The 17,143-nt window shown below is 73.5% G+C and carries 16 protein-coding genes; 6 read left to right on the top strand and 10 right to left on the bottom strand.

Annotated features, from left to right (window positions below; translation table 11 throughout):
• The first annotated feature begins 240 nt into the window (after window positions 1–240).
• On the top strand, window positions 241–636 hold the full coding sequence (locus QSK21_RS02725; protein WP_285693440.1) for an STAS domain-containing protein: 396 nt from the start codon (window positions 241–243) through the stop codon (window positions 634–636).
• A 7-nt stretch (window positions 637–643) separates the two neighbouring features.
• On the opposite strand, the gene QSK21_RS02720 is transcribed toward QSK21_RS02725, so the two are convergent.
• From QSK21_RS02720 to QSK21_RS02705, 4 genes are all read right to left on the bottom strand, one after another.
• Window positions 644–1,747, bottom strand: a complete 1,104-nt coding sequence (locus QSK21_RS02720; RefSeq protein WP_285693438.1) for an acetate/propionate family kinase — start codon at window positions 1,745–1,747, stop codon at window positions 644–646.
• Window positions 1,747–4,146 (bottom strand): phosphoketolase family protein, encoded by a 2,400-nt coding sequence (locus tag QSK21_RS02715; protein ID WP_285693437.1) that lies wholly within the window; start codon window positions 4,144–4,146, stop codon window positions 1,747–1,749. The genes QSK21_RS02720 and QSK21_RS02715 overlap by 1 nt, the downstream gene beginning before the upstream one ends.
• 57 nt (window positions 4,147–4,203) lie before the next feature.
• Window positions 4,204–5,067, bottom strand: coding sequence for a metallophosphoesterase family protein (locus QSK21_RS02710; protein WP_285693435.1), 864 nt, complete (start codon window positions 5,065–5,067; stop codon window positions 4,204–4,206).
• 69 nt (window positions 5,068–5,136) lie between these two features.
• A complete protein-coding gene (locus tag QSK21_RS02705; protein ID WP_285693433.1) occupies window positions 5,137–5,493 on the bottom strand; it encodes a hypothetical protein in 357 nt (118 codons plus the stop codon).
• A 237-nt stretch (window positions 5,494–5,730) separates the two neighbouring features.
• Here QSK21_RS02705 and QSK21_RS02700 point away from each other — a divergent pair, with 237 nt between their 5' ends.
• Together QSK21_RS02700 and QSK21_RS02695 are read left to right on the top strand one after the other, a co-directional pair.
• Window positions 5,731–6,774 carry an alpha/beta hydrolase gene (locus QSK21_RS02700; protein ID WP_285693431.1) on the top strand — a complete coding sequence of 348 codons (1,044 nt, stop codon included), beginning with the start codon at window positions 5,731–5,733 and terminating at the stop codon, window positions 6,772–6,774.
• A 112-nt stretch (window positions 6,775–6,886) separates the two neighbouring features.
• Window positions 6,887–8,185: a protein kinase family protein gene (locus tag QSK21_RS02695; RefSeq protein WP_285693429.1), complete on the top strand. Its 1,299-nt coding sequence runs from the start codon at window positions 6,887–6,889 to the stop codon at window positions 8,183–8,185.
• A gap of 44 nt (window positions 8,186–8,229) precedes the next feature.
• On the opposite strand, the gene ligA is transcribed toward QSK21_RS02695, so the two are convergent.
• Entirely contained in the window at window positions 8,230–10,335 is a 2,106-nt protein-coding gene (gene ligA / locus QSK21_RS02690; protein WP_285693427.1) for an NAD-dependent DNA ligase LigA, read from the bottom strand.
• Between the two features lie 114 nt (window positions 10,336–10,449).
• Between ligA and QSK21_RS02685 the strand changes: the two genes are divergently transcribed.
• The gene (locus QSK21_RS02685) at window positions 10,450–12,063 is read left to right on the top strand and encodes a serine/threonine-protein kinase (protein ID WP_285693425.1); all 1,614 of its coding nucleotides are present in this window, start codon (window positions 10,450–10,452) and stop codon (window positions 12,061–12,063) included.
• On the opposite strand, the gene QSK21_RS02680 is transcribed toward QSK21_RS02685, so the two are convergent.
• The 3 genes from QSK21_RS02680 to QSK21_RS02670 form a co-directional block, all read right to left on the bottom strand.
• On the bottom strand, window positions 12,060–13,004 hold the full coding sequence (locus QSK21_RS02680; protein WP_285693423.1) for an ABC transporter ATP-binding protein: 945 nt from the start codon (window positions 13,002–13,004) through the stop codon (window positions 12,060–12,062). The genes QSK21_RS02685 and QSK21_RS02680 overlap by 4 nt on opposite strands.
• A gap of 254 nt (window positions 13,005–13,258) precedes the next feature.
• Window positions 13,259–13,930: a TetR family transcriptional regulator gene (locus QSK21_RS02675; protein WP_285693421.1), complete on the bottom strand. Its 672-nt coding sequence runs from the start codon at window positions 13,928–13,930 to the stop codon at window positions 13,259–13,261.
• A 120-nt stretch (window positions 13,931–14,050) separates the two neighbouring features.
• On the bottom strand, window positions 14,051–14,491 hold the full coding sequence (locus QSK21_RS02670; RefSeq protein ID WP_285693419.1) for a nuclear transport factor 2 family protein: 441 nt from the start codon (window positions 14,489–14,491) through the stop codon (window positions 14,051–14,053).
• 111 nt (window positions 14,492–14,602) lie between these two features.
• Here QSK21_RS02670 and QSK21_RS02665 point away from each other — a divergent pair, with 111 nt between their 5' ends.
• The gene (locus tag QSK21_RS02665; RefSeq protein ID WP_285693418.1) at window positions 14,603–15,085 is read left to right on the top strand and encodes a MarR family winged helix-turn-helix transcriptional regulator; all 483 of its coding nucleotides are present in this window, start codon (window positions 14,603–14,605) and stop codon (window positions 15,083–15,085) included.
• Window positions 15,082–16,371, top strand: a complete 1,290-nt coding sequence (locus tag QSK21_RS02660; protein ID WP_285693414.1) for an MFS transporter — start codon at window positions 15,082–15,084, stop codon at window positions 16,369–16,371. The genes QSK21_RS02665 and QSK21_RS02660 overlap by 4 nt, the downstream gene beginning before the upstream one ends.
• A gap of 67 nt (window positions 16,372–16,438) precedes the next feature.
• Here the strand turns inward: QSK21_RS02660 and QSK21_RS02655 are convergent, their stop codons facing one another.
• Both QSK21_RS02655 and QSK21_RS02650 read right to left on the bottom strand, forming a co-directional pair.
• Entirely contained in the window at window positions 16,439–16,720 is a 282-nt protein-coding gene (locus tag QSK21_RS02655) for a hypothetical protein (RefSeq protein WP_285693412.1), read from the bottom strand.
• Between the two features lie 11 nt (window positions 16,721–16,731).
• Window positions 16,732–17,124 (bottom strand): DUF2267 domain-containing protein, encoded by a 393-nt coding sequence (locus QSK21_RS02650; protein ID WP_285693411.1) that lies wholly within the window; start codon window positions 17,122–17,124, stop codon window positions 16,732–16,734.
• Window positions 17,125–17,143: the final 19 nt, after the last annotated feature.

Genomic DNA, 17,143 nt, shown 5'->3' with positions numbered 1-17,143 from the left:
GGCCGCCGTTTCCTAACACGGAGGAAACGCCCAAGAGTCCACCATGGCATGGTGACGTCTCCGGCGGGCCACCACGTGGTGGTACCTATGGGGGCGTGACAGCTCCTGTCAGGGAGGGGTCCATTCGCGAGGCCATCGCATACCGGGACCCGGAGGCCCGCGGGAGGCTATGTTGAGGACGGCCGTCAGAACCGGCGGCCGGAGCGGTTCGCGCTGGAGCATGAAAGGGGAGGTCGGCGGATGGAGAAGCGGCTCGGGCTGTCGAGTCAGCGGCTTCCCGGAACGACTCTGATCTCGATCGAGGGCGACCTCGACGTCGGCGCCGCCGGCCAGTTCGACGCCTACGTGCGGCAGGCGCGCAGGGAGCCGGGCGACCATCTCGTCATCGACCTGACCGAGGTGCGGTTCCTCGACAGCGCGGGGCTCCGGGTCCTGCTGCACACCAACACCTACGCCACCCGGCACGGCGGCTCCGTGCGGCTGGCGGGGCCGCGCCGGACGGTCGAGAAGGTGGTGCGGCTCGCCAAGATCGACCAGCACATCCCGGTGCACGCCACGACCGCGGACGCCCTGCGCGCCGCGCTCACCGCCGAGCCGCCCGAGCAGCCCCCCACCCAGGACAGCGCCACCGCCTGACATACGGTCAGGACGCGCCGAGCGCCGCGCGCACCCCGGCGGCGATCTCCAGGTCCTCCCGGGCCTGGACGACCACGGTGCGGACGGCCGCTCCCCGCGCGGTGATCTCCGCGTCGCCCGAGCTCGCGGCGTTGGCCTCCGGGTCGACGGCGGCGCCGAGGAAGGCCAGGTCGCCGGCCAGGCGGCGGCGTACCTCCGGGTCGTGCTCACCGACCCCGCCGGTGAACACCAGCACGTCCAGGCCGCCGAGCGCGGCGGCCATCCCGGCGGCGCAGGCCCGCAGCCGGTGGTGGAAGACGTCCAGTGCGGCCAGGGCCGTGCCGTCGCCCCGCTCGGCGCGCTCCCTGATCCGCCTCATGTCGCCCGTCCCCGCAAGGCCGCGCAGTCCCGAACGATGCTCCAGCGCGTCGTTGACCTCCTCGGCGGTGAGGCCGTGCCGCTGAAGCCACAAGGGGATGCCCGGGTCGATGCTGCCGGGACGGGTGGCCATCACCAGCCCTTCGAGCGGGGTGAAGCCCATGGTGGTGTCGACCGACCGTCCACCGGCGACGGCGGCCAGTGACGCGCCCGCGCCCAGGTGGCACATCACGATGCGCGCACCGGCGGGGTCGATGCCGAGCAGTTCCCCGGTGCGGCGCAGGGCGTGGGCGTACGACAGGCCGTGAAAGCCGTAGCGGCGCAGCGCGAACCGTTCCCGCCACTCCTCCGGGAGTGCGTAGGTGGACGCGGCGTCGGGGAGGGCCGCGTGGAAGGCGGTGTCGAAGCAGGCGACCACGGGCGTGTCCGGGAGGGCGCGGCGGATCTCGCCGAGGGCGTACAGCGACAGCGGCTGGTGCAGCGGCGCCAGCCCGATCAGCTCGTGCAGCCGCCCGGTGACCGCGTCGTCGATAAGCGTGGGCTCGACGAAGTCACGCCCGCCGTGCACGAACCGCAGCCCGGCCGCGTCGGGCGCCGGCATCCGCGCCACCGCGGCGGCGACCTGCTCGGCCTCGCGCTCGCCCGGCTCGCCGGCGACCTCGCTGTGCGCGACCACGGTCCCGTCGGCTTCCAGGACGCTCAGCTTCAGGCTGCTGGACCCCGGGTTGACCGTCAGCACCCGTCGCACCGCCATCACGACGCCCCCTGGTACGGCCACACCCAGTCGCGGACCTCGGGTGCGTCCTCGCCGTGCTCGCGGGTGTAGGCGCGTGCCTTCAGCCGCCGGTCGGCCATGCGCTGCCGGATGTGCGCCACCCGGCCGCCCAGCGAGGGGACGCGGTCGATCACGTCCATCACCAGGTGGTAGCGGTCCAGGTCGTTCAGCATCACCATGTCGAACGGCGTGGTGGTGGTGCCCTCCTCCTTGTAGCCGCGCACATGCAGGTTGGGGTGCCCGGCGCGGCGGTAGGTCAGCCGGTGGATCAGGTACGGGTAGCCGTGGAAGGCGAAGATGACCGGCTTGTCGACGGTGAACAGCGCGTCGAACTCGGCGTCGCCGAGCCCGTGCGGATGCTCGGACTCCGGTTGCAGCCGCATCAGATCGACCACGTTCACCACCCGCACGCGCAGGTCGGGGAAGTTCTGGCGGAGCAGGTCCGCGGCGGCCAGGGTCTCCAGGGTCGGCACGTCCCCGGCGCAGGCCAGCACCACGTCCGGGTCGCCGCCGCCGTCGACGCTGGCCCACTCCCAGATCCCGATGCCGCGGACGTTGTGCGCGATCGCCTCGTCCATCGGCAGCCAGTTGGGCGAGGGCTGCTTGCCCGCGACGACGACGTTGACGTAGTCGCGCGAGCGCAGGCAGTGGTCGACCACCGACAGCAGCGTGTTGGCGTCCGGCGGCAGGTAGACCCGGACGATCTCGGGTTTCTTGTTCATCACCACGTCCAGGAACCCCGGGTCCTGGTGGGTGAAGCCGTTGTGGTCCTGGCGCCACACGTGCGAGGACAGCAGGTAGTTCAGCGAGGCGATGGGACGCCGCCACGGCAGCCGCCGGGTCACCTTCAGCCACTTGGCGTGCTGGTTGAACATCGCGTCGACGATGTGGACGAACGCCTCGTAGCTGTTGAACAGCCCGTGCCGCCCGGTCAGCAGGTAGCCCTCCAGCCAGCCCTGGCACAGATGCTCGCTGAGCACCTCCATCACCCGGCCCCGCGGCCCCTGGTGCTCGTCGGTGTCGTAGCGTTCCCCGGTGAACACCCGGTCGGTCACCTCGAACACCGCGCCGAGCCGGTTGGAGACGGTCTCGTCCGGGCCCATGATCCGGAAGTCGCGCGGGTTCGCCGTCACCACGTCGCGCAGGTAGCGGCCCAGCACCCGGGTCGGCTCGGCCACCTCGGCGCCCGGCCTGTCCGCCGGGACGGCGTAGGAACGGAAGTCCGGCAGGATCAGCGGGCGCAGCAGCTCACCGCCGTTGGCGTGCGGGTTGGCGCTCATCCGCCGCCGCCCGGACGGCGCGCAGGCGCGCAGGTCCGGCACCGGACGGCCGTCGCCGTCGAACAGCTCCTCCGGCCGGTAGGACCGCATCCACGACTCCAGCTCCGCCAGGTGGGAGGGGTTGTCGCGTACGGCGGCCAGCGGCACCTGGTGCGACCGCCACGTGCCCTCGACCGGAAGCCCGTCGACCTCCTTCGGGCCCGTCCACCCCTTGGGCGTACGCAACACGATCATCGGCCAGCGGCGCCGGGTGGCGTCGCCTCCCTGCCGGGCCGCGGCCTGAATGCCGGCGATCTCGTCCAGCGCCTGGTCGAGCGCGGTGGCCATCTTGCGGTGCATCGCCGCGGGGAGGTCACCGTCCGGTCCGGCGACCTCGTCGGCCCCGCCCACCAGGATGGGACGGAAGCCGTAGCCCTCCAGGAGCATCGACAGCTCCTCCTCGCCGATACGGGCCAGCACCGACGGGTTCGCGATCTTGTAGCCGTTCAGGTGCAGGATCGGCAGCACCGCGCCGTCCCGCACCGGATCCAGGAACTTGCCCGAATGCCAGCTCGCCGCCAGCGGCCCGGTCTCGGCCTCGCCGTCGCCCACGATGCACGCCACCACCAGATCCGGGTTGTCGAACGCGGCGCCGTACGCGTGCGCGAGCGAGTACCCCAGCTCACCGCCCTCGTGGATCGAGCCGGGCGTCTCCGGCGCCACATGCGAGGGGACGCCGCCCGGGAAGGAGAACTGCCGGAACAGGCGGCGCATCCCGTCCGCGTCCTGCGACACGTTCGGGTACACCTCGCTGTAGGTGCCCTCCAGCCAGGCGTTGGCCACCGCCGCCGGCCCGCCGTGACCCGGCCCCATGATGTAGATCATGTCCAGGTCGCGGGCCCTGATCACCCGGTTCAGATGGGCGTAGCAGAAGTTCAGGCCGGGCGTGGTCCCCCAATGCCCGAGCAGCCGCGGCTTGATGTGCTCAGGCCGCAGCTCCTCCCGCAACAGCGGATTGTCCAGCAGATAGATCTGACCCACCGACAGGTAGTTCGCCGCCCGCCAGTAGGCGTCGATGCTCGCCGCCTCCTGCTCGCTCAGCGGCACGCCTCCGTCCACGGCCCCTCCTGCCTCGCGTCGATTCGATCGAGCCTTTCCCCCGGCCGTGGGCGCCAATCACGAACGCGGTATGCGCAGGATGCGCTCCTCCTGGGGAGGCAGGATGCGGTGCGGCCCCGATGGACGCTCCCCGCGCCTGCGCCACTCGCGCGGGTAGCCCACGGACACCTCTTCGAAGCGCACCCCGTCGCTCCACAGCGTCCTGGGGATGTGCAGGTGCCCGTACACGACGGTCACCGCGCCGAACCGCACATGCCAGTCCGCGGTGCGCTCGGTGCCGCACCATTGCGCGAACTCCGGGTGCCACAGGACGCGCGTCGGTTCCCGTACGAGCGGCCAGTGGTTGATCAGGACGGTGCGGGTGCCGGGTGGCAGCTCCGCCATGCGGCGTTCGGTGTAGGCGATCCGCGCGTCGCACCAGGCGTCACGGGACGGGTACGGGTCGGGATGCAGCAGCACCTCGTCCGTGCACACCACGCCCGCGTCGTAGGCGACCTGCAGCGCCTCCTCCTTGGTGGACGCGCCCTCGGGACGGAACGTGTAGTCGTACAGGACGAAGAGCGGCGCGATGGTGACGGGGCCATCCGCCCCGTCCCCGTCCCACACGGCGTAGGGGTCCTCGGGGGTGAGCACGCCGAGGCTCCTGCACATCTCCACCAGCCGCCGGTACCGCGCCTCCCCGCGTTCTTGGACGGGGTCGTCCTTGGGCGTCCACAGCTCGTGGTTGCCCGGTGCCCAGATCACCTTGGCGTAGGAACGGGCCAGGGTGCTCAGCGCCCATTCGATGTCGGCGAAGTGCTCGGCCACGTCACCGGCGACGATGAGCCAGTCCCCGTCCGACTCCGGGCGCAGGCCCTCGATGAACGCCCGGTTGTCGGGGAAGCCGACGTGGATGTCGCTGATGGCGTGGAGGGCGCTCATTCACCCGATCCTACGGTCGCGACCGCCGATCGGGGATGCCGCGAGACCACTGGAGGGCGGCGGGCCGGGTCAGTGCCGGCCGCCCGTCCTGGTGATGATCCACTCCGTCGTGCTCTCCACCCTCGCGATGCGGCGTTCGAGCTTGGTCCGGTTGCTCCGGGTGCCCGCGCGCACCGCCGCCCGCGCCCGCGCGCCGGCCGCCCGCCGTGGCCGCGACACCCGCGTGGCGGGCGTCCCCGGCCAGGGCGCCGCCCTGCCCTCGGCGGCGGCGTTCGCGAGCTCGGCCAGCCGCGTGCCGGCACCGGCCAGTTCCCGCAGCGCGCGTCCCTCGGCCTGGGCGTCGGGCGTCTCCAGAACGCGGGCATACAGCGCCTCCACCTCGGCCATCTGCGCGCCCAGCCGCAGCAATGCCCGATCCCCGGTCATGAGACACCCCTCGCCGGCCCAACGACCATGACCGCCCTGCCGTTCGATTCCCCCGAAAGCCCGGTCATGCGCCTTTCGCCCACATCTCCATGGTGAGCGACGAAGCGCCCAATGCGCACCGTGTTTTCGGGAAGGCCGGGTCGGGTCCCGGGCCTGTCGTCCGCGCCTCCCTGGGGCGATCATGGGTCGAGGATCCCCGGCCGGCGCCGCCGGGACGGCGCCGAGACAGGAGCAGCCATGAGCATCCCGACCTCGCCCCCTCCCGACACCGCCACCGGCCCCGGCGGGCCCTTGCGGCCGCCGCCGTTCGACCCCGAGTGCGCCGCCTTCCTGGAGGAGTTCGCGGACGTGCTCTCGCCGTCCCTCACCCCGGACGGGATCCCAGAGTTGCGCGAGAACAGCGTCGTGGCGCCGCCGACCGACGACGATCTGCGCCGGGACGGGGCGTTCGAGATCGAGGAGCGGACCGTGCCGGGCCCGCGGGGCGCCCCGGACGTGGGGCTGCTGATCTGCCGTCCGGCCGGGGCACGGGAGCCGCTGGCGACCGTCTACTACACCCACGGCGGCGGCATGATCATCGGGGACAACCGCACCGGCGTGAGCGAGCCGCTGGACTGGTCGCAGGAGCTGGGCGGGCTCGCGGTGGTGTCGGTGGAGTACCGGCTCGCCCCCGAGCACCCGCACCCGGCGCCGATCGAGGACTGCTACGCGGGCCTGGTGTGGACGGCCGGACACGCCGCCGAGCTCGGCCTGGACCCCGGCCAGATCATCCTGGCCGGTCAGAGCGCGGGGGGCGGCCTGGCCGCCGCGCTCGCGCTGCTCGCCCGCGACCGGGGCGGTCCCGCGCTGGCCGGGCAGATGCTGCTGTGCCCGATGCTGGACGACCGCAACGACAGCCCGTCCGGCCACCAGATGGCCGGGCTGGGCGTCTGGGACCGCACGTCCAACCACACCGGCTGGTCGGCGCTGCTGGGCGAGGCGGCGGGCGGGCCGGGGGTGTCCCCGTACGCCGCCCCTGCGCGCGCCGAGGACCTGTCGGGGCTGCCGCCAGCGTTCATCGACGTGGGCTCGGCGGAGACGTTCCGGGACGAGGACGTCGCCTACGCGTGCAGGATCTGGCAGGCGGGCGGCCAGGCCGAGCTGCATGTATGGCCGGGCGGCTTCCATGGGTTCGACATGTTCGTCCCGCACGCCAGGATCTCGCGGGACGCGCGCGAGGCCCGCCTCCGGTGGCTGCGCCGGCTCCTGCGTACGAGCACCGAGCCCGACACCGAAGCCTGACCATTTACTCGAACCGCTTTTACCGGCAGATGCGTACCACTTGGTGTTTTGTGGTGGTGCTTCCAGAGTTCCACGCATTGCCATGGGTATGGCACAGCCGGGGGTGAGTGCAGTGGAACCAGGACACAGGCTCATCGGCCGCTACCGGCTGGACCGCCGGCTGGACGGCGGCGAGCCCGGTGAGGTCTGGCGCGCGTGGGACGAGTCCCTGCACCGCCCGGTCGCCGTGCGCCTGCCGTGCCCCGAGCCGGCGGACGGCACCGGACCGGACGCCCATGCGGGCGCCGGGCCGCGGGGCCTGCCGCGCGAGCGGCTGGTGCGGGCCGTGCGGGTCACCCATCCCGCGTTCGTGACGATCTACGACTGCGACCCGGCCGGGGAGGAGGACGGCGGCCCGGTCGCCTTCGTGGTGACCGCGCTGCTGAACGGGGAGAGCCTGGCCGCGCGGCTGGAGCGCGGTCCGCTGCCGGTGGCCGAGGCGTTGGACTGCTGCGCCCAGGTCGCCGCGGCCCTGGAGGCGGCGCACGGGGCCGGGATGGCGCACGGCGCGCTGCGCACCGACAAGGTCTTCCTCACCCTGGACGGCGTGCGGATCGTGGATCTGGGCGTCGGTCCCGAGGGGGACGACGAGGCGAAGGCCGCGGACATGGCCGCCTTCGGGGCGATCCTCCTCGCCGCCCTGGGCGCGGAGTCGCCCGGCGATCTGTCCGGGACTCCGAAGGAGATCAGGGACCTCTGCGCGCGGTGCCTCGAGGCCGGCTCCGCCGACCGTCCGACCGCGTCCCGGGCCGCCGAGATCTTGACCGGTGCGGCGGCAGCGGCGGCGCCCGCGGCCGGTGACGAGCCGGGTGCTCTCGGCGACACCCTCGTCCACGAGGCCCCCGGGCCGCCGTCCCCGCCCCTGTCGCCGGAGCCGGAGGACGAACGGACGCCGGTCCGGGCATCGGCGGAACCGCGGGAGGCCGGTCCCGTCCTCCGTGTGGCGGTATCGGTGACGGTGCTGGCGGCGGCGCTGGCGGTGATCCTGATGCTGGCCGACCGCGGGACGATGAGCGGCGCCTTCGAGGGCGGGAGTCCCGCGCGCACGCCCTCACCGGCCTCGTCCCCCGCCACGCCCGCGCCCGGCGCGAGGTCCCCGGTGCCCGAGCCCGCGGTGTACGACACGCTGGGACGGCTGCAGCCGATCGTCGACAGCGGCCGGGCGTCCGGCGCGATCCGCCCGGACGTGGCGGTCGACCTCAACAACGCGATCGTCAACCTGCGCAACGACCTGGCGGCGGGGCGGACCGCCGAGGCGTCGGTCCAGCTCCGGCGGCTGCGCGAGAAGATCGACACCCGGCTGCGCGAGCGCGCCCTCGACGCGCGGGTCGCCGCCCGCATGGACGAGGTGCTGGCGGCCGTCGCGCCCTGACCGGCGTCCCGGATCCGGACGGCGACGACGACGCAGCTACGGGACTAGAGGTAGTCGGCGACCCGCTCCGCGAACTCCTCGGGGGTGACGATCTCGATGCCCAGCCCCTCGGCCTTGGTGCGCTTCGACCCCGCCTTCTCCCCCGCCACCACCAGGGACGTCTTCGACGACACCGAGGAGGAGGCGCGTCCCCCGGCCCGTTCGACCAGCTCGTTGACCTGGTTGCGGGTCAGCTCGGCCAGCGGCCCCGACATCGAGCCGGTCACCACCACCGACATCCCGGCCAGTGGGCCGGCCTCCGCCCGGCCGCCGTCCGCCCGGCCGCCGTCTTCGGACGGGGCCGCCGCCGCGGGCCCGGTGGCGGGCCCGGTGACGCCGGGCTCGGTCATGTTCACCCCGGCCGCGACCAGCTTGTCGATCAGCGGCCCCAGCTCGGCGATCTCGGCCACCAGCACCGGGGCCTTCTCCGGGCCGATCCCCTCCACCCGCTGGAACGCCTCGGCGTCGGCGGCGCGGATGGCGTCCATGGTGGCGAAGTGCCGGGCGATGCGCCGCGACATCGAGCGTCCCGTGCCCCGCACGCCCAGCGCGCAGAACACCCTGCTGAGCGGCCTGGTCCTGGCGACGGCGATGGCGTAGAGCAGGTTGTCGGCGCTGACCTCGCCCATCCGCTCCAGTTCCAGCAGCCGGTCGCGGTCCAGCGTGAACAGGTCGGCGAAGTCCGTGATCATGCCCGCGGCCACGAGCTGGTCGATCCGGTTCTCGCCCAGGCCCTCGATGTCGAGCTGGTCGCGTCCCACCGCGTACCGGACGGAGGCGATGGCGTGGCAGGCGCGGCCCTTGGCGCACCGCCAGCGCTTCTGCGAGTCGTCGATCCCGCCGCCGCAGCGGGGGCAGGCGTCCGGGATGGGGATCTCGGTCTCCTCGCCGGTGCGCAGGTGCGCCACCGGGGCCTCGACCCTGGGGATCACGTCGCCCGCCTTGTAGACGGTGACATGATCACCGATCTTCAGATCGCGGCGGGCGATGTCACCGGCGTTGTGCAGGGTGGCGTAGGTGATCGTGGAGCCGTCCACCACCACGGGCTCCAGCACCGCGCGCGGCGCGATGATCCCGGTGCGGCCCACGTTCCACTCCACCCCGACCAGCCGGGTGATCTTCTCCACGGCGGGCAGCTTGTAGGCGATGGCCCAGCGCGGCGCCCGCGAGGAGGTGCCCGCGTCCGCCTGGTCGGCGGCCAGATCCGCCTTGATGACGATGCCGTCGATGCCGAACTCCAGCGTGGCACGCTGCCCGGCGATCCGCTCGACCTGCTTGTGGACCTCCGCCAGCTCGGTGCACGTCACCCCGGGCACGGGGGTGTCCGCGGTGGTGTGCGCGCCCCACTCCGCGATCAGGCCCATGATCTGGCTGTGCGGCAGCTCCCGCAGCCGCGCGGCCAGTCCGGGGTCGGTGCCCTCCAGCGGCAGCGCCCCGTACCCGAAGAAGGTCATCTCCACCTCGTAGTCGCGGTAGAGGGTGCGCAGGGATCCCGCGGCGGCGCTGCGCGGGTTGGCGAACGCCGGGTGCCCGGCGCCGGTGCGGGCGGCGTTGGCGTTCTCGAACTGGGCGCGGGTCATCAGCACCTCGCCGCGCAGCTCCACCGTGACCGGCTCGGCGAGCCGCGCCGGCAGCCCGCCGATCAGGCCGATCCCGTGCGAGACGTCCTCGCCGGCGGCGCCGTCGCCCCGGGTGACCAGCCGGACAAGGCGGCCGTCGCGGTAGCGGGCGGAGATCGCCAGCCCGTCCAGCTTGGGCTCCACGCACCACACCGCGACCGGCCGGCCGATCCGGCGCTCCAGGCCGGCCGCCCAGTTCTCCAGGCCCTCGGCGGAGAAGACGTTGTCCAGGCTCAGCATCGGCACCGCGTGCGGCACGTCCCCGATCACCGCTCCCCCGGCCACCTTGCCGGTCGGGGAGTCGGGCAGGACGTGCCCGGGGTTCGCGGCCTCGTAGGCGGCGATGCCCCTGACCAGGCGGTCGTAGGCGTCGTCGTCCAGCGGGGAGTCGCCCTCGCCGTAGTAGGCGGCCGCCGCCTCCACGGCGGTCCGCACGGCCTCGGCGTAGGCCGCCTGATCGGCGATCCGGGTACGGGCTGGCGTCTCGGTCATGCACCCATCATCGCCCGTGCTACCGACAAAACGGACAGGCCGGCGTCCGAGCCCCGGGGCCGGAAGGTCATCGACCGGTCACCTGGAGTGCCCGGAATGCCGTAGATTGCCCTCGTGATCACTTCGCGGCCGTTGCGGGCGGACGACCCGCGCGAGGTGGGCGGCTTCCGGATCGAGGGCCGGATCGGCGAGGGCGGCCAAGGCGTGGTGTACCGGGGCACCGGGCCGTCCGGCGAGCCGGTGGCGGTGAAGATCCTGCACCGCCCGGCGGACGAGGACCCCAAGGGCCTGCGGCTGTTCCGGCGCGAGCTGCGGGCGGTGCGGCGGGTGGCGCCGTTCTGCACCGCGCGGATCCTCGCGGCCGATCCGGCGGCCGACCCGCCGTACGTGGTGAGCGAGTACATCGACGGGCCGTCGCTGCGGGACGCGGTGCGCCGCGGCGGCCCGCTGGACGGCCCGGAGCTGGAACGGCTGGCGATCGGGACGGCGACGGCGCTGGCGGCGATCCACGAGGCCGGGGTCGTGCACCGCGACCTCAAACCCGGGAACGTGCTGCTGGCGCCGGACGGCCCGCGCGTGATCGACTTCGGCATCGCGCGCCCGCCGGACGCCACGGTGGCCACGGCCACCGGCGCCCTGGGCACGCCCGGGTACATGGCCCCCGAGCAGCTCGGCGGCGCCCCCGCCGGGCCCTGGATGGACCTGTTCGCGTGGGGCTGCACGATCGCGTACGCGGCCAACGGCAGCCCGCCGTTCGGCAAGGGCCCGCTGCCCGCCGTGGTCAAGCGCACCCTGCACGACGAGCCCGACCTCGGCGCGCTCACCGGCCCGCTGCGCGAGCTGGTCGCATCGTGCCTGGACAAGGACCACACGGCGCGCCCGACGGCCCGGCAGCTCCTGCGGTCACTGCTCGGCGAGGACGACCGGACGCCCGCGCCCGACCTCCTGCGGGCGGGGTCGCTGGCCGCCGGGGACGCCGCATGGGACGGTGTGGTCCGGGCCGGGGCCGCCGGGCCGTCCAGGACGCGCCTGGTCGTGGGCGCGTCAGCGGCGGCGGCGGTGCTGACCGTGGCGGCGGTGGCCGTGGTCTGGTGGCCGTCGGGCGGGTCCCCGGAGGCCGAGCGCCCCCGCGCGTCCGCGTCGGCCGCCGCCGGACGGGGCACCGTACCGTCCTCCATACCATCCTCCATACCGTCCTCCACGCCGTCCACCGCACCGCCGACGTCCCCGGACGCGACGGGCCGGGCGATGAGGTCCTCGCCCGCGCTCGGCCTGGAGATCTGGCAGGACGGCAAGCGCGGGTCCTTCCGCTACGCCGACGCGAAGCGGTCGCGGATCGAGTCCGAGCTGCGGCAGGGCCCGTTCGAGGTGCGCGTCGCGGGCACGCCCGGCATCACCCGGATCTGCTTCGGCCTGGACGCCTCCATCTTCACGTTCAAGAACGGCGCCAAGGCCCGCCGGTGCGGCGACGGCGGGCCCGGCATCGATCCGGGCTCGGGTCCCGGCAGCGGCGGCCTCAGCCTGGCGCGTCCCCAGGGCAGCGTCTCGGTCGGGTACCGGATTTTGCCCGCGTCGGGGGGCCGTGAACGGGTGGAGCTGAACGCGACGCTCAGCCCCGGCTCGGGTCCGGACGCGGGCTTCACCATGACCGTGTTCACCGACAAGGACGGTGACGGCCGCTACGACAAGGGCGAGTACGAGTACGTCTCCCTCCTCGCGCCGTCCTAGCCCGTGGCCACGTCCCGCCGCTCTTCCCCGTCCTTCGCGGGGAGCTCGTCCTTGTAGTGGCGCAGGAACAGCTCCTCCAGCGTCGGCGGCCGGCTGGTCAGGCTGCGCACGCCCGTCTCGCTGAGCCGCCGCAGCACCGCGTCCAGCTTGCTGGTGTCGACCTCGCAGCGCACCCGGTTGCCGTCCACCACCAGGTCGTGCACGCCGGGCAGGGACGACAGCCCGTTGGGCGGGGCGGCCAGCTCGGCGTCGATGGACGTGCGGGTCAGGTGGCGCAGCTCGTCCAGCGTCCCGGACTCGACCGCCACCCCGTTGCGGATGATGGTCACCCGGTCGCACAGCGCCTCGACCTCGGAGAGGATGTGGCTGGACAGCAGGACGGTGCGCCCGCTCTGCCGTTCCTCCCTGATGCACTCCTGGAAGACCTCCTCCATGAGCGGGTCGAGCCCGGAGGTGGGCTCGTCCAGGATCAGCAGCTCGGCGTCGGACGCCAGCGCGGCGACGAGGCCGACCTTCTGCCGGTTGCCCTTGGAGTAGGCGCGGCCCTTCTTCTTCGGGTCGAGCTCGAAGCGTTCGAGCAGGTCGGCGCGGCGGCGCGGGTTCAGCCCGCCGCGCATGCGGCCGAGCAGGTCGATGACCTCTCCGCCGGAGAGGTTCGGCCACAGCGTGACGTCGCCGGGAACGTAGGCGAGCCGCCGGTGCAGCTCGGTGGCGTCCCGCCAGGGGTCGCCGCCGAGCAGCGTGGCGGTGCCCGCGTCGGCGCGCAGCAGGCCCAGCAGGACGCGGATCGTGGTGGACTTGCCCGCGCCGTTCGGGCCGAGGAAGCCGTGCACCTCGCCGGTGCGGACGGTCAGGTCGAGGCCGTCGAGCGCGCGGGTCCGGCCGAAGGTCTTGACCAGCCCGGTGGCGGAGATGGGGATGTCAGCGGTCGTTGAGGCCATGGTGGCGACACCTTGGATCGGGGGGGTTGTGGTGGTCGGGCGGCACGCGACCGCCACCGCCGGCCCCCGATCAGTGCTCGGAAGCCCGGCGGCGCTGCCGCGTGCCGGGAGGCGTTCTGAGGCTAGCGGTGGGGCTAGCGGCGAGGCGGATGATCCGGGTCACCGCGGGCGGGTCGGAGTCCCCCTTGCGCGCCGCCGCGGAGGAGGTCGAGATGCGGCCCACGATGCGGGTGCGCCCTCCGCGCCCGGCCGCGCTAGGCATGGTCGCCACCGTCCCGGGCGGGACGCCCTTCGAGGTCGTCGAACGCCTCCATCGCGCGCTCGACCAGTTCGGGGCTGAGGATGTTGTCGACGAACACCTCGACCAGGGCCCTGGCCAGCCGCGGGTAGCCCTCCGGGGAGAGGATGTCGGCGCCCAGCGCCCGGGACAGGTGCTCGTGCAGGGCGATGACGCCGAAGCTCAGCGAGGCCATCGCGACCGTGTACGCGTGCAGGTCCGTGGTGGCGGGCTTGAGGATCCCGGGAGGCGGCGACTCCATCATCTCCCTGGTCATCGCCACCGCGTCGTCGAACAGCCGGGCCGCGCCGGGCGACCCCTCCACCAGGGCGCGGGCGAGATAGCGGCGGAGCGGCTCGCTGCCCCGGACGATGGCGGGCAGGAACCCGGGGTCGCTCGACCCTTCTTCGAGGGCCTGCGACTTGAGCGTGCGGATGCTCTGCATGACGTAGTCGTCGCACGCCTCGCGCAGGCCCTGCTTGGTGCCGAAGTGGTGCTGGACGAGGCCGGGCGACACCCCCGCCGCCTCGGCGACCCCGCGGATCGTCGTGCCGCGTACGCCGCGCGTGGCGAACAGCTCCAGCGCGGCGTCCCGGATCCGGGCGCGCGCGGTCAGATCCTCCGCCGCGTGACGCCCGGTCCCCGCCATCGCCCGTTCGCTCCAATACAAACGTTCAGCTTCCAATACGTTCGTACACCCGCGGGTGCGCGAACGCAACGCCGGACGGCCGTCCGGAGGGAACGGGACCCCGGTCGATCAGGACGTCGATCAGGACATGGTGCGCCACTGCTGCTCGATCCTCATGGCGCGGCTGCGCCACCCCTCGGGCAGCAGGACGAGGTCGTGGTGGTAGATGCCGCCGCCGCGGCTGATGCCGGGCGTGTCCGCCTGGACGACGTCCCGGGACGGGGACAGCGTGTCGGTGAAGGAGACCGAGGCGATCGCCGTGTCCCCGGGGTCGACGGGGAACTCGACCAGGGGGACGCCGAGCAGGTGCTGGCGCCCCGGCCATCGCGCCAGCGCCTCGGCCAGCCAGGACTTGACCTCGGCGAGCCCGCCCTTGATACCGCCGGGCGCGGTGAGGTCCAGCACGGCGTCGCGGGTGAAGACGTCGTCCAGCGCGTCCCAGTCGCCGCCGTCGACGGCTCGCGCGTAACGGGTGAGCAGGTCGCCTATCTCGACACGATGGCGCAGCTCGCGTACCTGCATCGGGCACCTCCGGGGTGAGCGTACGAAAGTGAAGCAAGCGCTAGGTAACCAGATTTCCGCGTGACGCACATTACATAAGGGACTTATATCCAGACTTGATATAAATGCCTTATGGAATCCGAGCCACCGCCCCCCGGCGAGCTGGAGCTCGCCGCCGGCCTCGGGCGGGTGTCGACGCTCATGAGGGCCCTGGCCATCCCCAGGGAACGGTCGATGACCTCGATGTCCACGCTGGCCAATCTGGAACGGTCCGGCCCGCGCCGGATCACCGTGCTGGCCGCCGAGGAGGGCGTGACCCAGCCGGCCATGACCCAGCTCGTGTCCCGGCTGGAACGGGACGGCCTGGCCGAGCGGATCGCCGAGCCCGGCGACCGCAGGGTCGTCGCCGTGCGGATCACCGAGACCGGGCGGGCCGAGCTGACACGCCTCAGGAGGATCCAGGCCACGCGCCTGGCCGCCCTGCTGGCCGAGCTCCCCGCCGCCGACCGCGCGGCGATCGCCGCCGCCCTGCCGGCCCTGGATCGGCTCACCGAGCGCGCCTGCGGCCCCGCGCCGGCCGCCGGCGGCGACCACACTCACCGGAGCGACACATGAACCGTCCCCCGACCGGTCCGGCCGCCGCCGCGGCGCCGGGCCGGAGCCCGTTCCGCCAGCCCAAGGCGGTGTGGGCGGTCGCGTCCGCCTGCGTGATCTCCTTCATGGGGATCGGGCTGGTGGACCCGATCCTGCCCGCCGTCTCCGCGGACCTGAACGCCTCGCCGAGCCAGGTGACCCTGCTGTTCACCAGCTACCTGGTCGTGATGGCGGTGGCGATGCTCGGCACCGGCTGGGTGTCCAGCAGGCTCGGCGCCAAGCGCACGCTGTTGGCCGGTCTGGTGCTGATCGTGGTCTTCAGCGCGCTGGCCGGCGCGTCCGGCACCGTGGGCCAGATCATCGGGTTCCGGGCGGGCTGGGGCCTGGGCAACGCCCTGTTCATCGCCACCTCGCTGGCCGTCATCGTCGCCTCGGCCAGCGGCGGCTTCGCCGGGGCGATCATCCTGTACGAGGCGGCGCTCGGCCTGGGCATCGCCGTGGGCCCGCTGCTGGGCGGCGTGCTGGGCGACATCAGCTGGCGCGGGCCCTTCTTCGGCGTCGCGTCCCTGATGGCCGTCGCGCTGGTCGCCACGATCGCCCTCGTCGCGCGGCAGCCGCGGCCGGAGCACAGGACCTCGCTCGCCGACCCGATCAAGGCGCTGCGGCATCGCGGCCTGCTGATCATGAGCCTGACCGCGCTCTGCTACAACTGGGGCTTCTTCACCGTCCTCGGGTACGCGCCGTTCCCCATGGAGCTGGACGCCCTGCACCTCGGCCTGGTCTTCACCGGCTGGGGGCTGCTCGTCGCGGTCTTCTCGGTGTTCGCGGCGCCCTGGCTGCGGCGCAGGTTCGGCCTCGCCCGCACCCTGTACGGCACGCTCGCGCTGTTCACGTTGGACGTGGTGGTCATCGCCGTCTTCACCGACTCGGTGCCGGTCCTGGTCACCGCCGTGATCGTGGCGGGGGCGTTCATCGGCGTGAACAACACGGTGACCACGCAGGCGGTGATGACGGTCGCGCCGGTCGAGCGCCCGGTGGCCTCGGCCGCCTACGGGTTCGTCCGGTTCATCGGGGGCGGCCTGGCCCCCTACGCCGCCGGGCGGCTGGCCGAGCACTTCAATGTGCACGTCCCGTTCGCGGTGGGCGCGGGCGCCATCCTGGTGGGCGTGGCGATCCTGGCGACGGGGCACCGTGATCTGGTCCGCGCCGAGCGGAACCAGGACGCGGTGGACGCGCCCGCGCCGCACGGCGGCCGGGACGCCGGACGCGCCGAGACCGCCGAGGCGGGCAGCGGCTCCACGGCCTAGTGCTGGATCGTTCCAGACCGGATCGCTCCGGACCGGTCTGAGGCCGCCCGGTCTCAGACCGGTGCGGTCAGGCGCGGCCGGACGGGTCCTCCTCCGGCTCTCCGGAGCCCTCGTCGCCGGCCGTGGTCTCGGCATCGGCCTCGCTCTCGGTGTCGATCCGCACACCGGCGAGAGGGTCGCCGTCCTTGGTGCCGCCGGCCGCGCCCCTGGTCTCGTAGCCCTCGGCGGCGGTGCCGGTGCCGCGGACGATCCGCTCCTGCGGCCGGCTCTCGTGCCCGGAGCTCGCCCCCGGGCCACGGTCGGCGGGATCGGGGTCCCCCGCGCGGACGGAGCGCGCGTCACCGGTCATCGTGTCCCACCTCAATCACTCAGCTCGTTCTTGCCGAACAGCGGCGCGTACCCGGACGGGAGCTGGCTGAGCACCTGGTTGAGCTCGCCGCCGGACACCGTGCGCGCGACCGTGGTCAGCACGGCGCCCGCGTCCCACTCGGCGGTCTCGCGGTGCCCGTTGGTGGCCTCGCCGACCCTGCGGTAGAACTCCTCGATGCCGAAGGGGTCGGGCCTGCCGTCGGCGCCGTCCCGTACCGCCTGGTCCAGCGGCGGGGGCAGCTGCGCGGCCAGGTGGTCGGCGGACTGCGGTGTCATCCGGCTGCCCAGCACCCGCAGCACCGCCTTGGTGACCCGCTCGGTCTCCTCGCGGTCCTGGTACTCGCCCATGTCGCGGACCGTCGCGATGAATTGGCCGTACTTCACACCGGCGCCTCCCTTCCGT

Source organism: Actinomadura sp. NBRC 104412, assembly GCF_030269515.1.
GTDB lineage: Bacteria > Actinomycetota > Actinomycetes > Streptosporangiales > Streptosporangiaceae > Spirillospora.
The sequence above is the reverse complement of the archived record's forward strand: the minus strand, read 5'-3'. Positions and strand labels throughout refer to the sequence as shown.

Coding starts and splice junctions, on each gene's coding strand:
- QSK21_RS02670 (WP_285693419.1), bottom strand. CDS start 14,491: ATGCAGGTACGCGAGCTGCGCCATCGTGTCGAGATAGGCGACCTGCTC.
- QSK21_RS02700 (WP_285693431.1), top strand. CDS start 5,731: ATGAGCATCCCGACCTCGCCCCCTCCCGACACCGCCACCGGCCCCGGC.
- QSK21_RS02665 (WP_285693418.1), top strand. CDS start 14,603: ATGGAATCCGAGCCACCGCCCCCCGGCGAGCTGGAGCTCGCCGCCGGC.
- QSK21_RS02680 (WP_285693423.1), bottom strand. CDS start 13,004: ATGGCCTCAACGACCGCTGACATCCCCATCTCCGCCACCGGGCTGGTC.
- ligA (WP_285693427.1), bottom strand. CDS start 10,335: ATGACCGAGACGCCAGCCCGTACCCGGATCGCCGATCAGGCGGCCTAC.
- QSK21_RS02705 (WP_285693433.1), bottom strand. CDS start 5,493: ATGACCGGGGATCGGGCATTGCTGCGGCTGGGCGCGCAGATGGCCGAG.
- QSK21_RS02660 (WP_285693414.1), top strand. CDS start 15,082: ATGAACCGTCCCCCGACCGGTCCGGCCGCCGCCGCGGCGCCGGGCCGG.
- QSK21_RS02675 (WP_285693421.1), bottom strand. CDS start 13,930: ATGGCGGGGACCGGGCGTCACGCGGCGGAGGATCTGACCGCGCGCGCC.
- QSK21_RS02720 (WP_285693438.1), bottom strand. CDS start 1,747: ATGGCGGTGCGACGGGTGCTGACGGTCAACCCGGGGTCCAGCAGCCTG.
- QSK21_RS02655 (WP_285693412.1), bottom strand. CDS start 16,720: ATGACCGGTGACGCGCGCTCCGTCCGCGCGGGGGACCCCGATCCCGCC.
- QSK21_RS02710 (WP_285693435.1), bottom strand. CDS start 5,067: ATGAGCGCCCTCCACGCCATCAGCGACATCCACGTCGGCTTCCCCGAC.
- QSK21_RS02725 (WP_285693440.1), top strand. CDS start 241: ATGGAGAAGCGGCTCGGGCTGTCGAGTCAGCGGCTTCCCGGAACGACT.